Genomic DNA, 13,592 nt, shown 5'->3' with positions numbered 1-13,592 from the left:
AGCATAAGAAAGTCTGTGGCAAGTGATTCTGAAAAGCCGTTCCAGCGGAAGGAGAGGCAGGGCTGCGGGCTACTGCCCGGCGTCGTCCGCGGGAACCAGCTTCAAGGAAACCGAGTTGATGCAGAAGCGCTGGTCCGTGGGGGTGCCGTAGCCCTCGCCGTCGAACACGTGCCCCAGGTGGGAATCACAGGTGCTGCAGCGGACTTCCACCCGGTCCATGCCCATGGTGCGGTCATGGATGTAGCGAACGGTGCCCTCGGCGAGGGGCGCCCAGAAGGACGGCCAGCCGCAGTGCGAGTCGAACTTTTCGTTGCTGGTGAAGAGTTCGGCGCCGCAGGCCCTGCATTTGTAGACACCGCGGGTGTGGGTGTCCCAGTATTCGCCGGTGTACGGCCGCTCGGTGCCTGCCTGGCGGAGCACGCGGTACTCCTCGGGCGTCAGTTCCTCGCGCCACTGGGCGTCCGTCTTTTCGACGGGCGTTCCGGTCGGAGTCTGGTCAAGGGCCGTGGCGGCGGGGTCGGCTGTGGGGTCGGTGGCGGGCACTGCCGAGGGCATGGATTTAGGCCTGTTAAAGATACTCATAGCCTCAATAACGCTCAGGAGTCCCCGATAAATCCCGAACCGGCGTACAGATGCAGGACGGGCAGCCCCAGCTTGTCCTGTGCCTTGGTGGCCCAGTCGGTGTGGAACGTGTCGGCCACGGCGTGCGGGCGGGTGATGACCACAGCCTGTCCGGCGCTGAGTTCCTTGACCTTGGCAACCAGGCCGTCAACGGCCTTGCCCTCGACGACTTCGCCCGAGACGCCGCCGCCCAGACCGGCCAGCGCGGCCAGCGAGGCGGCCAGAGTGTCGGCTGCTTCGGCCCGCTCCTCGGCGGGATCCGAGTGTGCCGTCAGTTCACGGAAGGCCTTGGCGATTTCAAGCATGGAAAGGTTTTCCAGGAAATCCACCACCAGGTGTCGCTCGGTGTTGGCCGGCACCAGGATCAGCAGGGGCGCATCACCGCCGGCAATCAGGGTTTCAATATTGACGCGGTCATCCGCACCGAGGGGCTCTTCTGTCAAAATGACGATTGGATCACTCATGACCCCAGCCTAGTCGCGCTCGTGTTGACCTGCATCGTTGTGTCCCGCGGGACCCTGGCGTGTCTGTACCGGCCCGGCCGTGCGCCTGAAATCCCGCCAATGCCGTGGTTGGGCTGCGCTTCAGTAAGAATGGTGCCATGGCATCCTCCCTGCGCCTCCGCCCGGACCTCCGCCAGGCCGCTGCCCGGCGGGCCTCTGCCCGCAGAACAGCACTCCCCGTCGCGCCGGCCCCCGGCGGCGTGACGTCCGGGAGCGCCAAGTGGGCGGTGGGGGGCATCATCGGCGGCAGCGCCGCTGCGGGTGTGCTCGCCGCCGGCTCCTCCGCCCTCGCCCTCTACTTCGCCCGCCGCGTCATCACCCCGGCCCGGTTCCGGGCAGAGGACCAGGAAGTGCTGGCCGTCATCCGCGAGGGACGGGCGCTGCGGGTCATTTTCGCCGCCACCCCGGACGCCACGGTGGACGGGGTGTACGGTTTCTTCTTCGACGGCGGCCGCGGGCATGCGCGGATCGGCCGGATCCTGTCCTACTCCCCGGCCGAACGCACCGTGCTGCGCGAGGTCGAGCACGTCTACAGCGGGGACATGGCCACCGCCCGGCGCGGCTGGTGGAGCGGCGCGGCCTATCCGGATCCGGCCGCCCTGGGGTTTCCGGTGGAGGACGTGCTGATCGACGTCGACGCCGGGACCGCGCCGGCCTGGCTTGTCCGCGCCGCGCCGGCCGTGGCGGAGGATGTGGCCCCCGACGTGTGGGCGATCATGGTGCACGGGCGCGGGGCCACCCGGCAGGAAGGGCTGCGGGCCGTCCGGACCGCCAGGGAACTGGGCATGTCCAGTCTTCTGATCTCCTACCGCAACGACGGCCTGGCCCCGTCAGCCAGCGACGGGCGGTACGGCCTGGGCTCCACCGAATGGCGCGACGTCGAGGCCGCCATCGGCTACGCCGTGCAGCAGGGCGCCCGCGAGGTGGTTTTGTTCGGCTGGTCGATGGGCGGCGCGATCTGCCTCCAGACCGCTGACCTTTCCCGGCACCGCCACTTGATCCGGGCCATGGTCCTGGACGCGCCGGTGATCAACTGGGTCAACGTGCTGGCCCACCACGCGGAGCTGAACCGGATTCCGTCGTCCGTGGGCCGCTACGGACAACTCATGCTCGGCCACCGCCTGGGCCGGCGGCTGACCGGCCTGGCCGCGCCCGTCGACCTCAAAGCGATGGACTGGGTCTCGCGGGCCGTGGAGCTGAGGACGCCGACCCTCATTGTGCACAGCGTGGACGACGAGTACGTACCTTACGGGCCCTCCGCGGCGCTGGCCGAGAAAAACCCCGAGATGGTCACCTTCGAGCCCTTCGACAGGGCCCTGCATACCAAGGAATGGAACGTGGATCCGGAGCGCTGGGAGCGGCAGGTCTCGGCCTGGCTCCGGCAGCAGCTGGCGCCCCGCGCCAACCCCGGCGACCAGGAGCCTCCGGCCGGCAATGCCGCATTCAACTGACAGTTCACTGACAGAGATCATTGACAGTTCATTGACGGTTCGCTGACAGATCACGGCAGTGTTGTGCGCGACCATTGCCGTGCTCTGCCGTCTCGACATCTGGGGCCGGGTCAGTCGCGCCGGGTCCCGATCCTGGCGGTGCGGGCAGCCGTGAGCCGAATGAGCTCGGCCGGATCCAGTTCGATGTCCAGGCCGCGCCGTCCGCCCGAAACGAGGATGGTCTCCAGCGCCAGTGCGCTCTCATCCACCACCGTGGGGGAGGACTGGCGCTGGCCGAGCGGTGAGATGCCGCCGAGAACGTATCCGGTCCGCCGCTGCGCCGCGGCCGGATCGGCCATCTCTGCTTTCTTGCCGCCTAAAGCCGCGGCCATCGCCTTGAGGTCCAGGCTGCCGCTGACCGGCACGACGCCGACGGCGAGCCGGCCGTCGACGTCGACCATCAGGGTCTTGAAGACCCGGTCAGGGTCGACGCCGAGCACTTCCGCCGCTTCCAGGCCATAACTGGCCGCCGCGGGGTCATGGGTGTAGGGGTGGGCCACAAAGGGAACCCCGGCGGCCGCGAGTGCCGCGGTGGCCGGAGTTCCCTGCGAGGCGTGCTTGCGGGCCATGTTCTCTGGCTGTCCGGGCGCCGAAGGTCAGGACTGCGCCGACGGCTGGCGGTCTCCGGAGGCGACGACCTTGCGCTTGATCCGGCCCAGCATGGCGGTCATTCCGCGCATGCGCAGGGGAGTGATGGCCCGGGTCAGGCCCAACAGTTCGGGCATGTCGTCGGGGACGGCCAGGATTTCCGCGGCGCTGAGCCCGTCGAGTCCTTCGTGGAGCACTCCGGCGAAGCCGCGGGTGGTCGGGGCTTCCTTGGGTGCCTTGAAGTAGAGCCGGACGCGCTCAGGCGCGTCGCCGTCGGCCTGTTCCGTCTCGACGGTGAGGAACAGCGGCGTCTGGCACTCCACTACCTGCTCGAGCAGCTCCGGGTGGTCCCGGAGCCGCTCCGGAAGTTCCGGAAGCCCCTGCGAGAACTCAAGGAGCAGCTGCAGCCGCTCTGCTTCGGTCAGGGCCTGGAAATCGTCGACAATGTCCGCCAGTGCGGCGGGGAGGGCTGAAGTATTCATCACTCCCAGCTTACGCAGGCGCGCCGATTGTGTCCCTGTCAGGACCGGTCCCGCTCCACGGTCGCCGCGGCTAACGGCCGGCCGGAACCGCGCCGCGTTCGGCACCCTTGACGATCGGGACGCGCACGGCGTTGCCCCATTCGGTCCAGGAGCCGTCGTAGTTCCGCACGGTCTCAAAGCCCAGCAGGTACTTCAGCGCAAACCAGGTGTGGCTGGACCGCTCGCCGATCCGGCAGTACGCCACGACGTCGTCGCCTTCGTTCAATCCAGCCTCGCCGAGGTAGAGGGCCTCGAGCTCGCCGCGGTTCCGGTACGTGCCGTCGCCGGCCGCTGCGCGGGCCCAGGGGATGGAGGCCGCCGTGGGGATGTGGCCGCCGCGCAGCGCGCCCTCTTCCGGGTAGGCGGGCATGTGGGTGCGCTGGCCGGTGTACTCCTCGGTCGAGCGGACGTCGATCAGCGGCTTGCCGAAGTGGGCCAGGACGTCATCCTTGAAGGCGCGGATCGGGGCGTCGTCCCGCTCCACGACGGGGTAGTCGGCGGGGGTGGCGACGGTCGTGACGGTGGAGAGCGCCCGGCCTTCCGCGATCCACTTGTCCCGGCCGCCGTCCAGGAGCCGGACGTCCTCGTGGCCGAAGAGCGTGAACACCCACAGGGCGTACGCGGCCCACCAGTTCGACTTGTCGCCGTAAATAACCACGGTGCTGTCCCGGGAGATGCCCTTGGACGCGGCCAGCGCGGCGAAGGCTTCACCGTCGACGTAGTCGCGGGTCACCTCGTCGTTCAGGTCCGTGTGCCAGTCGATTTTCACGGCTCCCGGAATGTGCCCGGTCTCGTAAAGCAGGACGTCTTCGTCGGATTCGACCACCACGAGATTGCCGCCGTCGAGGGCGCCGTCCTCGATCGCCGTGGCCAGCCATTCCGTGGACACCAGGCGGTCAGGGTGGGCGTAAGCGGCGAATTTCTCGTTCTGCTCAACGGGGTAGGTCATTGCGATGGCCTTTCACTTGAACGGTCAGGAGGCCGGGCGCCGAAAGCGTGCGCCGCGCCGGGCCTGTTACAACACTAGTCACGGGCCGGTGGGAATGCTCCACCGGGTTCACACGGGGAAATGTGGTCTTCCTCACGCCGGCCGCGGGTCCACAGTCGCGCACGCGGGCCGGCCAGGCTTTGCCGGTATTCTTGCTGGGGACAAGAGACCAGCAGAACGGACCACCTTGGTACAGATCGAACAGCTCGCCGCCCGCACACCGGCAGTTTCCGTGGATGAACTCCTCAATGGGTTCTATCCGTCGCCGCGGTTCGGCGAGGTGTCGTTTTCCAGCTACCGGCCCGATCCCGCCCAGCCCAGCCAGGCCCAGGCGGTCCATGCCCTGCAGCATTTTGCGGCGGGCGTGGGCGCACGCGACGGCGACGGGCTGTTCAAGCGGCTCTTCGGCAAGAAGGACACTTCGCGGGCCGGGATCTACCTCGACGGCGGATTCGGTGTGGGCAAGACCCACTTGCTGGCATCGCTGTGGCACGCCGCCCCCGGGCCCAAGGCCTTCGGCACGTTCGTCGAATACACCAACCTCGTCGGTGCGCTGTCCTTCCGCAAGACCGTTGAGGCCCTGAGCCACTACAAGCTGGTCTGCATCGATGAATTTGAGCTCGATGATCCGGGCGACACTGTGCTCATGTCCCGGCTCATGCGCGAACTCGCCGACGCCGGCGTGAAGCTTGCCGCCACATCGAACACGCTGCCGGGGTCCCTCGGGGACGGGCGCTTCGCCGCCGTCGACTTTGCCCGCGAAATCCAGGTGCTGGCGGACCAGTTCGACGTCGTGCGGATCGACGGCGAGGACTTCCGCCACCGTGGCCTGCCGGCCGCGCCGTCGCCGCTCCGCAATGATGACCTGACCCACCACATGCATGCCGAGTTCGACGGCAAGACCGTGGCCCGCGATGAGTTCAGCACCTTGATCAACCACCTGGCCGGCGTGCACCCGAGCCGTTACCGCCAGCTGCTGGAGGGGATCGAGGGCGTGGTCTGGAAGAACGTGCACACGATTACCGAGCAGGCCGTTGCGCTGCGCTTCGTGGTGCTGGCTGACCGGCTGTACGACAAGGACGTGCCCATCCTTGCCAGCGGTGTGCCGTTCGACCAGCTCTTCACCGAGGAAATGATGACCGGCGGGTACATGAAGAAGTACTTCCGCGCCGTCTCCAGGCTCACCGCGCTGGCCCGCGAGGGCCAAAACCACGAACCGTCCTAGCCGCCAGCCCCTCCAAGTACAACGCCAAATCCAACGCGGGGTCAGTTACGGCCCATCCGGATGCACCGGATGGGCCGTAACTGACCCCGCGTTGCCTGGTTGGAGTCGCCCTTAAATGCCGGAGGTGCCGGCGCCGCCTCTCGGCGGGACCGGCACCTCGCTGACGGATCTGGGTCAGAGGCCTGGCTGGCGGGGTTCCCCGGCTACGGGGGGCTCACCGGCTGCGGGAGTCTGATCGGCGGCCGGGGCCGAATTCGGCCGGTCGTTCGCCTTGTCCACGAAGTCGGAAGCGCCACGCTGCACGGCATCGATCGTGCCGGCGTGCTTTCCGCCGGTCTTGGAGTCGACGAAGTCGCCTGCCTTTTCGATGCCGTCCTTGATGGCTTCTTCGTTGCCACCAATAACTTGCTGAGCCTTGCCCTTTAGATCGTCAAGTAAACCCACGGGCACCTCCCTTCGGTCGCGGAGCCAGATCGCTCCTTGCGTTTTCTACCCTAGCGGGAGGTGGCGGGGGTGCCAAGGGTGTCCGCCCAGAGGATAAAAGATGGAAGGCCAGGTGCACAGGGTAGAAGGGCCCGGAGTGCACCAATCCGCAGTGCACAAACCCGCAGTGCACCAACCCGCAGTGCACAAAAAAGAGCAGCTCCGGGGGAGCTGCTCTTGTGGTGGGCGATACTGGGATCGAACCAGTGACCTCTTCCGTGTCAGGGAAGCGCGCTACCGCTGCGCCAATCGCCCTCAACCGGAAGGATCCGGAGTGGAGTTGTAATGAAGAGAGCGGACGACGAGATTCGAACTCGCGACATCCACCTTGGCAAGGTGGTGCTCTACCAGCTGAGCTACGTCCGCATTTTAGTCCATGCCGGCTGGGCCGGTGGTACTGCATCAAGCAAGTTGCCTTGCTCTGGTGGGCGATACTGGGATCGAACCAGTGACCTCTTCCGTGTCAGGGAAGCGCGCTACCGCTGCGCCAATCGCCCCTTGCATCCGATCGAAACCGGAAACCAGGGTTTTCACCGAGGTGGGTACGGGATTCGAACCCGTGTATACGGCTTTGCAGGCCGCTGCCTCGCCTCTCGGCCAACCCACCGTGTAGACAGGATTCCGAAGAACCTTTGCCGTGACAGTGTCCTGCGAGCGGACGACGAGATTCGAACTCGCGACATCCACCTTGGCAAGGTGGTGCTCTACCAGCTGAGCTACGTCCGCATTGTTGGTGTGCATTTCCTTGCCGCATTCGGCATTTCCTCGCGTTCCAACGAGTAAGAACTCTATAGGAGGTTCTGGGAATCTACAAATCGAGACCCATTGGCCCGGGTTCCATGGCCCTACTTCCCCGAGTTCTAGGGGATTTTGCTAATTACAGCGCTGTAATTAGCGTCGGTGTTCAGCCGTGGCCCTAAGTGGCGCCGGGACTACTGAGCGGGCCTTCTGAGGGGGACGACTGGAACGGCCGGCGGAGGGCTGGTGGAACTGCCCGTGCACGGGGCCTGTTGCGCGGGAGTATTGGGCCGCATTCCCGCCGCGGCCAGGTTCCCCCGGGCCGATTTCTAAAATCCGCCCGGGTGGGCTAGCATTCAATGTCGTTAGGGCGATTGGCGCAGTGGTAGCGCGCTTCGTTCACACCGAAGAGGTCACTGGTTCGAACCCAGTATCGCCCACTAACGAAATGGTCTGTTCCGCTGACTCAGCGGGGCGGGCCATTTTGCTTTTCATCGTTGTCTGACCCCCGTGAAAGAGTCTTCATATGACCGCTCCACTCCTCGCCCACGCCACGGACCATGGCCGCATGTACGCCCGCTCCACGTCGGCTCAGTTCTCTGTCCCTTCCATCACCACGGTGATCGGCCAGCAGCCACACGGCCTGGACGGCTGGTTCGGGTACATGGGCGCCAACAGTCTGGCCCAGGATCCCGAGCTCCCCGGCATCCTGGGGAGCCCGGCCAAACTGCGGCAGGCGGTCAGCCGGGCCGCCAAGGCGGCGGAGTCGTACCGGGACGATGCCGCCAAACGCGGCGACCGGGTCCACAACTATTGCGAGCAGGTTGCGCTGCGTGCGCTCGGCCGGCCGCACCAGATGAAGGAAACACGGGAGGCGCTGGCCGCCAACGGCGAKGAAGCCTTCGCGGCACGCTTCGACGAATGGTGGGAGCTCTTCCAGGTTGAGCCCATCGCCCCGGAAATTACGGTGTGGAACAAGACGGTCGGCTATGCCGGCACCCTGGACCTCGTCGCACGGATCAACGGCCGGACCTGTCTTATCGACTACAAGACCAAGGGCACCAGCCGGGACGGCACCGTCAAACCGCTTGATGACAAGGTGGTCATGCAGCTCGTGGCGGGCATGAAGGCGGAGGAAAGCCTCGTGGATCCCGTCGCGGGGGAGTGGGAGGCCTGGCAGCACGGCGAGTCCCCGATCCTCCTGGCCGTGGCGGTCGGCGAGACCGAGGTCCGTCCGCAGCGGGCCAACCCCGAGGTCCTGAAGCATCACTGGTGGAAATTCTGTGCGCTGCGCCGCGTGTGGGAGATGTCCGCCGACACGGCAACCGCCGGAGCAGCACTGCTCCCGCTGGCGCCGCCCGTGAAGCGCTGACCAGAAGCGCTGACCAGAAGCACCGACCAGACGCGCCGAACAGAAGCCGGGCAGCTGCAACTAAACTGGACTGGACCCCTAGCCGCCCACCGTGAGGACAGACTGCACATGGCCATTTTGAATATCCGCATCATCGGAGATCCTGTGCTGCGCACAGTCGCCGATCCCGTGACGGAATTCGGGCCTGAACTGGCAAAGCTCGTCGCCGACATGACCGAAACCATGGAGGATGTCGAGGGCGCCGGCCTGGCCGCGCCCCAGGTCGGTGTGAGCCTGCGCGTCTTCACCTACCGGATCGGCGGCGTCGAGGGTCACATCGTCAACCCCGTGCTGGAAAACAGCGAGGACTTCCAGCCGGACCAGGTCGAGGGATGCCTGTCCATCCCGGGCCTGGGCTTCCCCGTCCGCCGGTACCGCCAAACCCGGGTGACCGGCGTGGACCTGCACGGCAACCCCGTCACCGTGGAGGGCGAAGACATGCTGGCGCGCTGCTTCCAGCACGAGACCGACCACCTGGACGGCATTCTCTATACCGACCGGCTCGAGGGCGAAGACCGAAAGGCCGCCCTGCGCGCCATCCGCAATGCCAACTACGACGCCATCACGGAACAGACAACCACCAAGCGCGCGAAGAGCGTCGGGACGAGCTTCGGCGGGTCCAGTTTCGGAATCACCCCGTGAGGGTTCTCTTCGCCGGGACCCCCGCTGTCGCAGTGCCGTCGCTCGACGCCCTTGTTGCCGCCGGGTTCGACGTCGTCGCTGTCCTCACCCGCCCGGACGCACCGCTGGGACGCAAACGCGTCCTGACGCCGTCGCCCGTGGCCGCCAGGGCCGCCGAGCTCGGCATTGAGATCATCCACGCCGCCAAAGTCGATGCCGGGGTCACCGCCCGCATTGCCGCCGCAGCACCGGACGTCGCGGCGATCGTGGCCTATGGCGGGCTGATTCCCCCTGCGGCTCTCGCTGTCCCCCGCCACGGCTGGGTGAACCTGCACTTCTCCCTGCTGCCGGCCTGGCGCGGCGCAGCTCCCGTGCAGCGCGCCGTCATCGCCGGCGACGACGTCACGGGTGCCGTCACCTTCCGCCTGGAGGAGGGGCTGGACACCGGTCCGGTCTTCGGGACCCTCACCGAGACCGTGCACCCCGCCGACACCGCCGGGGCCCTGCTCGAACGCCTCTCCCACAGCGGCGCGGTCCTGCTGGCCCAAACGCTGTCCGCCATCGACGCCGGCAAGGCCGTCGCGCTCCCGCAGCAGGGCGACGTCAGCCTGGCACCGAAACTCAGTCTCGAAGACGGCCGGCTCGACTGGCAGCAGCCCGCCCTGGCGATCGGCCGCCGTGCCCGCGGCGTCACGCCGGAGCCGGGCGCCTGGACCCTGCTGGAGGGCCAGCGGATCAAACTGGAGCCAGTGCTGCCGGCAGCGGACTCGGCGGCGCTCCGGCCCGGACAGCTGGCATTGGACGGAAAACGGGTTCTCGTCGGTACGGGATCGCACCCGGTGGAATTGACGCGGGTGCAACCCGCGGGCAAGAAAATGATGGCCGCCGCTGATTGGGCGCGTGGGCAGGCAACACTTGAAAGCGTGGTATTCGAATGAGCGGTTCCGGGACCAACGGCAACAGCCGAGGCAGTGGCCAGGGCGCCGGGGGCGGCAGCAGGCGGAACGCCCAGGGCCGGGAACGCAACCGCGGCCCGCAGCGCGGCTTCACCGAGAGCGCCCCGTCCCAGCGGACCCGCCGCGCCGATCCGGCCCGGCTGGTTGCCTTTGAAGTGCTCCGCGCCGTGGCCGCCGAGGACGCCTACGCGAACCTGGTGCTCCCGGCCCGGATCCGGCACCACGGGCTGGACAAGCGCGACGCCGGTTTCGCCACCGAACTCAGCTATGGCGCCCTCCGCGGCCAGGGCACGTACGACGCCATCCTGGCCCGGTGCGTGGACCGTCCGCTGGAGGAGCTGGATCCCGCGATCCTGGATGCCCTGCGGATCGGGGTGCACCAGCTGCTCGCCATGCGCGTGCCCGCTCACGCCGCCCTGGACCAGACGGTGGGGCTGGCCCGCGCCGTGATCGGGGCCGGGCCCTCGGCACTGATCAACGCCGTCCTGCGCAAAGTCTCCGCCCGCACCCTCGACGAGTGGCTCGACCTGCTGCTGAGCACCGAGACGGATGCCATCAAGATCGCGTCCATCCGCTACGCCCACCCGGAGTGGATCGTCCGCGCGCTCCGCCAGTCGCTCGTGGCCCACGGCCGGGCGGTTTCTGAGATTGACGCGCTCCTCGAAGCCGACAACGCCGCGCCAGTGGTGAACCTTGTGGCGCTGCCCGGCGTCGGCAGCCTCGACGAGGCCCTGGAAGGCGGGGCCACCCCGGGCGAGCTCGTCGAGGGATCCGCGCTCTCCAGCGGCGGGGACCTCGGCCGGCTCGCCTCGGTCCGTGACGGAAGCACCCGTGTCCAGGACGTCGGTTCGCAGCTCGTGGCCCGCGCCATGGCCGCCGTCGACCTCGGCACAACCCCCGGCGCCGGGCCCGGCAACAACATCAGCGCAGACCCCGACACAAAATCTGGCGGCGAAGCGGGGACGGACGGCGGGGGCGCGGGGGAGCGCTGGCTGGATCTCTGTGCCGGTCCCGGCGGCAAAGCCGCCCTGCTCGGAGCCCTCGCCCGGCAGCGGGGCGCCCACCTGCTGGCCAACGAATCCGCCCCGCACCGTGCCAAACTCGTGCGGCAGGCCCTGTCCGCGGTCCCGCGGGAGGCTTGGGAGGTCAGGACCGGGGACGGCCGCGACATCGGCGCCGAGCAGCCGGAGTCGTTCGACCGCGTCCTGGTGGATGTCCCGTGCACCGGCCTGGGCGCCCTGCGCCGGCGCCCGGAGTCGCGCTGGCGGCGCACGCCCAAGGACCTCGTGGACCTTGGCCCGCTGCAGCGCCAGCTGCTCAACTCCGCGATCGACGCCGTCAAGCCCGGCGGCGTGGTGGCGTACGTGACATGTTCGCCGCACCCGGCAGAGACCACCGCCGTCGTCAGTGATGCCCTGCGCAAGCGCGAGGACCTCGAGCTCCTCGACGCCGGCGCCGTGCTGGACGGCGTCAGCCTCACTGGCCACCTCGAGGCCGGGCACGAGCTCACCGCCCAGCTCTGGCCGCACGTGCACCAGACGGACGCCATGTTCCTGGCGCTGATTCGCAAGTTGGCCTGAGTTTCGCTGATACTGGGGCACTGCCACCAAAAACGAACCAGCTAAGTACGAACGAGAAGGAAATCCATGGCCCAGTGCTGCATCAACCCGAGCATCCTTTCGGCTGACTTCGTCAACCTTGAGGCCGAACTGCGCCGTATCAGTAATGCCGATGCCGTTCATGTGGACGTCATGGACAATCATTTCGTGCCCAACCTGACCATTGGGCTGCCTGTGGTGCAGCGCATCCAGGCCGTCAGCCCGGTGCCGCTGGACGCCCACCTGATGATCGCCGACGCGGACCGCTGGGCGCCGGGCTTCGCCGACGCCGGGGTGGCCTCGGTGACGTTCCACGCCGAAGCCTCGATCGCGCCGATCAAACTCGCCCGGGAACTGCGCGCCCGTGGGTCCAAAGCCGGCATGGCGCTGCGTCCGGGCACTCCCGTGGAGCCCTATCTGGACATGCTCCCGGAACTGGACCTGCTGTTGATCATGACGGTGGAGCCAGGCTTCGGCGGGCAGTCTTTCCTGGACCTGACGCTGCCCAAGATCCGGCGGGCCCGCGCTGCCATTGACGGCTCCGGCGTCGCGGTGGCACTGCAGGTGGATGGCGGCATCACCGAGGAGACGATCGTGCGCGCGGCAGAGGCGGGGGCGAACGTCTTTGTTGCGGGGTCAGCCGTCTACGGCGCCGCGGATCCGGCGGAGGCTGTCGAAAGGCTCCGGGCGGCGGGGTCCCGCTGACGCGGGGTCCCGCTGACGCGGGGTCCCGCTGACGCGGGGTCCCGCTGACGCGGGGTCCCGCTGACGCGGGGTCCCGCTGACGCGCGGTCCCGGCAGGGAACTGCTGCGAAGATGACGCCGGGCGTAACATCGGCATCCGGGGAATAGCCCGGGCAGGGCCGCAGTTGTGTCAGAATAACAACACACATACGTGCTCCGGGGTCGGTGTAAGTCCGAACCGGCGGTGACAGTCCGCGACCCGCGCGCCAGCGCCCTCCCCCGGGAGGAAGCCGGCAGACGGTTGAACCGGTGAAATTCCGGTACCGACAGTTAAAGTCTGGATGAGAGAAGCACGTACAGCTGTTACTGCGGCGCCCCAACGGCGCCGCATAATTGCGCTGTCGTATACCCCCGGAGCCATCGCGGTTCTTGAGGGAAGGAACGACACACACATGGACCCCTTGCGATGGCTCTTCGAAGCGCAGATCCCCGTAGGCGGATCTGTCCTGATTCTTCGTGAAGTGCTAGGCAACATCTTTGGCCTCGCCAGCGCCGTCGGCGGCATGCGCCGCCGGGTCTGGGCATGGCCCGTCGGCATCGCCGGCAACTTGCTGCTCCTGACGGTCTTCCTGGGCAACGTCTTCGGTTCCGCCACGCCGGCCACGCTGTGGGGCCAGGCCGGACGCCAGGTCATGTTCATCGGCGTCGCCCTCTACGGCTGGTACCGCTGGCAGCAGGGCAGGAAGTCCGGCAGCGGCGGGACTGCCGTCGCGCCGCGCTGGGCCGGCAACCAGACCCGGGTGATTCTGGCCCTCAGCCTCGTGGCCGGCACCATGGCGCTTACCCCCGTCTTCGACTCCCTCGGCTCCTACCCGCCGGTCTGGGCCGACGCGTGGACGTTCATGGGCTCGCTGCTGGCGACCTACGGCATGGCGCGGGGCTGGACGGAGTTCTGGCTCATCTGGGTGGCGGTGGACATCGTCGGTGTGCCACTGCTGTTCAGCGCCGGCTACTACGCCAGCGCCGTCATGTACCTCTTCTACGGCTTCTTCACCCTGGCCGGGTTCTTTGTCTGGTGGCGTGCCTCCAGGCTGGCGAACCGGCCTGTCACGGTCGAAACCGCCTTCCCCGACCCTGTGGTGGCCAAGTGAGTGCCCTCAACACC

General features: G+C 67.7%; 14 protein-coding genes, 6 tRNA genes and 1 riboswitch. Of the genes, 9 read left to right on the top strand and 11 right to left on the bottom strand.

All coding sequences use genetic code 11. The features are described 5' to 3' along the window. Nucleotides 1–69 precede the first annotated feature (69 nt). A complete protein-coding gene (gene msrB, locus AC1D1A_RS15410) occupies nucleotides 70–582 on the bottom strand; it encodes a peptide-methionine (R)-S-oxide reductase MsrB (protein WP_476948088.1) in 513 nt (170 codons plus the stop codon). A gap of 14 nt (nucleotides 583–596) precedes the next feature. Next, entirely contained in the window at nucleotides 597–1,085 is a 489-nt protein-coding gene (locus AC1D1A_RS15405) for a hypothetical protein (protein WP_230007972.1), read from the bottom strand. 137 nt (nucleotides 1,086–1,222) lie between these two features. Between AC1D1A_RS15405 and AC1D1A_RS15400 the strand changes: the two genes are divergently transcribed. Further along, the gene (locus AC1D1A_RS15400) at nucleotides 1,223–2,575 is read left to right on the top strand and encodes an alpha/beta hydrolase family protein (RefSeq protein ID WP_476948087.1); all 1,353 of its coding nucleotides are present in this window, start codon (nucleotides 1,223–1,225) and stop codon (nucleotides 2,573–2,575) included. Nucleotides 2,576–2,685: 110 nt separating this feature from the next. Here AC1D1A_RS15400 and ybaK read toward each other — a convergent pair whose 3' ends face one another. The 3 genes from ybaK to AC1D1A_RS15385 all read right to left on the bottom strand — a co-directional run bounded on the left by ybaK (nucleotide 2,686) and on the right by AC1D1A_RS15385 (nucleotide 4,672). Beyond that, a complete protein-coding gene (gene ybaK / locus AC1D1A_RS15395) occupies nucleotides 2,686–3,183 on the bottom strand; it encodes a Cys-tRNA(Pro) deacylase (RefSeq protein ID WP_476851506.1) in 498 nt (165 codons plus the stop codon). A gap of 27 nt (nucleotides 3,184–3,210) precedes the next feature. Further along, nucleotides 3,211–3,684 (bottom strand): SufE family protein, encoded by a 474-nt coding sequence (locus AC1D1A_RS15390; protein ID WP_243179191.1) that lies wholly within the window; start codon nucleotides 3,682–3,684, stop codon nucleotides 3,211–3,213. A 70-nt stretch (nucleotides 3,685–3,754) separates the two neighbouring features. Further along, nucleotides 3,755–4,672, bottom strand: coding sequence for a sulfurtransferase (locus tag AC1D1A_RS15385; RefSeq protein WP_476948086.1), 918 nt, complete (start codon nucleotides 4,670–4,672; stop codon nucleotides 3,755–3,757). A gap of 226 nt (nucleotides 4,673–4,898) precedes the next feature. Here AC1D1A_RS15385 and zapE point away from each other — a divergent pair, with 226 nt between their 5' ends. Further along, nucleotides 4,899–5,936 carry a cell division protein ZapE gene (gene zapE / locus AC1D1A_RS15380; protein ID WP_476851509.1) on the top strand — a complete coding sequence of 346 codons (1,038 nt, stop codon included), beginning with the start codon at nucleotides 4,899–4,901 and terminating at the stop codon, nucleotides 5,934–5,936. 174 nt (nucleotides 5,937–6,110) lie between these two features. On the opposite strand, the gene AC1D1A_RS15375 is transcribed toward zapE, so the two are convergent. The 6 genes from AC1D1A_RS15375 to AC1D1A_RS15350 all read right to left on the bottom strand — a co-directional run bounded on the left by AC1D1A_RS15375 (nucleotide 6,111) and on the right by AC1D1A_RS15350 (nucleotide 7,145). Then, nucleotides 6,111–6,380, bottom strand: a complete 270-nt coding sequence (locus AC1D1A_RS15375) for an antitoxin (RefSeq protein ID WP_476948085.1) — start codon at nucleotides 6,378–6,380, stop codon at nucleotides 6,111–6,113. A 219-nt stretch (nucleotides 6,381–6,599) separates the two neighbouring features. Continuing rightward, nucleotides 6,600–6,674, bottom strand: a tRNA-Val gene (locus AC1D1A_RS15370). Nucleotides 6,675–6,712: 38 nt separating this feature from the next. Then, a tRNA-Gly gene (locus AC1D1A_RS15365) sits at nucleotides 6,713–6,785 on the bottom strand. 56 nt (nucleotides 6,786–6,841) lie between these two features. Next, a tRNA-Val gene (locus AC1D1A_RS15360) sits at nucleotides 6,842–6,916 on the bottom strand. Nucleotides 6,917–6,955: 39 nt separating this feature from the next. Continuing rightward, nucleotides 6,956–7,026 (bottom strand) — tRNA-Cys (locus AC1D1A_RS15355). A gap of 46 nt (nucleotides 7,027–7,072) precedes the next feature. Next, a tRNA-Gly gene (locus tag AC1D1A_RS15350) sits at nucleotides 7,073–7,145 on the bottom strand. 380 nt (nucleotides 7,146–7,525) lie between these two features. Here AC1D1A_RS15350 and AC1D1A_RS15345 point away from each other — a divergent pair. From AC1D1A_RS15345 to pnuC, 7 genes are all read left to right on the top strand, one after another. Next, nucleotides 7,526–7,597: transfer RNA gene (locus AC1D1A_RS15345), tRNA-Val, on the top strand. A gap of 86 nt (nucleotides 7,598–7,683) precedes the next feature. After that, entirely contained in the window at nucleotides 7,684–8,529 is an 846-nt protein-coding gene (locus AC1D1A_RS15340; RefSeq protein WP_476948084.1) for a cytochrome, read from the top strand. Nucleotides 8,530–8,637: 108 nt separating this feature from the next. After that, nucleotides 8,638–9,210 carry a peptide deformylase gene (gene def, locus AC1D1A_RS15335; RefSeq protein WP_230011447.1) on the top strand — a complete coding sequence of 191 codons (573 nt, stop codon included), beginning with the start codon at nucleotides 8,638–8,640 and terminating at the stop codon, nucleotides 9,208–9,210. Next, nucleotides 9,207–10,127, top strand: coding sequence for a methionyl-tRNA formyltransferase (gene fmt / locus AC1D1A_RS15330; protein ID WP_476857165.1), 921 nt, complete (start codon nucleotides 9,207–9,209; stop codon nucleotides 10,125–10,127). The genes def and fmt overlap by 4 nt, the downstream gene beginning before the upstream one ends. After that, nucleotides 10,124–11,725, top strand: a complete 1,602-nt coding sequence (locus tag AC1D1A_RS15325) for an RsmB/NOP family class I SAM-dependent RNA methyltransferase (protein WP_476948083.1) — start codon at nucleotides 10,124–10,126, stop codon at nucleotides 11,723–11,725. Before fmt ends, AC1D1A_RS15325 begins: the two co-directional genes overlap by 4 nt. A gap of 66 nt (nucleotides 11,726–11,791) precedes the next feature. After that, nucleotides 11,792–12,448 carry a ribulose-phosphate 3-epimerase gene (rpe, locus tag AC1D1A_RS15320; RefSeq protein WP_476860255.1) on the top strand — a complete coding sequence of 219 codons (657 nt, stop codon included), beginning with the start codon at nucleotides 11,792–11,794 and terminating at the stop codon, nucleotides 12,446–12,448. Between the two features lie 186 nt (nucleotides 12,449–12,634). Then, nucleotides 12,635–12,785, top strand: a riboswitch (FMN riboswitch). 94 nt (nucleotides 12,786–12,879) lie between these two features. After that, nucleotides 12,880–13,578, top strand: coding sequence for a nicotinamide riboside transporter PnuC (pnuC, locus tag AC1D1A_RS15315; RefSeq protein ID WP_476857167.1), 699 nt, complete (start codon nucleotides 12,880–12,882; stop codon nucleotides 13,576–13,578). Nucleotides 13,579–13,592 lie beyond the last annotated feature (14 nt).

The sequence above is a fragment of the Arthrobacter sp. P1_B9 genome, from assembly GCF_056406495.1.
This window is presented reverse-complemented; position numbering and strand designations above follow the sequence as displayed.

Coding starts and splice junctions, on each gene's coding strand:
- msrB (WP_476948088.1), bottom strand. CDS start 582: ATGAGTATCTTTAACAGGCCTAAATCCATGCCCTCGGCAGTGCCCGCC.
- AC1D1A_RS15405 (WP_230007972.1), bottom strand. CDS start 1,085: ATGAGTGATCCAATCGTCATTTTGACAGAAGAGCCCCTCGGTGCGGAT.
- AC1D1A_RS15400 (WP_476948087.1), top strand. CDS start 1,223: ATGGCATCCTCCCTGCGCCTCCGCCCGGACCTCCGCCAGGCCGCTGCC.
- ybaK (WP_476851506.1), bottom strand. CDS start 3,183: ATGGCCCGCAAGCACGCCTCGCAGGGAACTCCGGCCACCGCGGCACTC.
- AC1D1A_RS15390 (WP_243179191.1), bottom strand. CDS start 3,684: ATGAATACTTCAGCCCTCCCCGCCGCACTGGCGGACATTGTCGACGAT.
- AC1D1A_RS15385 (WP_476948086.1), bottom strand. CDS start 4,672: ATGACCTACCCCGTTGAGCAGAACGAGAAATTCGCCGCTTACGCCCAC.
- def (WP_230011447.1), top strand. CDS start 8,638: ATGGCCATTTTGAATATCCGCATCATCGGAGATCCTGTGCTGCGCACA.
- AC1D1A_RS15325 (WP_476948083.1), top strand. CDS start 10,124: ATGAGCGGTTCCGGGACCAACGGCAACAGCCGAGGCAGTGGCCAGGGC.
- rpe (WP_476860255.1), top strand. CDS start 11,792: ATGGCCCAGTGCTGCATCAACCCGAGCATCCTTTCGGCTGACTTCGTC.
- pnuC (WP_476857167.1), top strand. CDS start 12,880: ATGGACCCCTTGCGATGGCTCTTCGAAGCGCAGATCCCCGTAGGCGGA.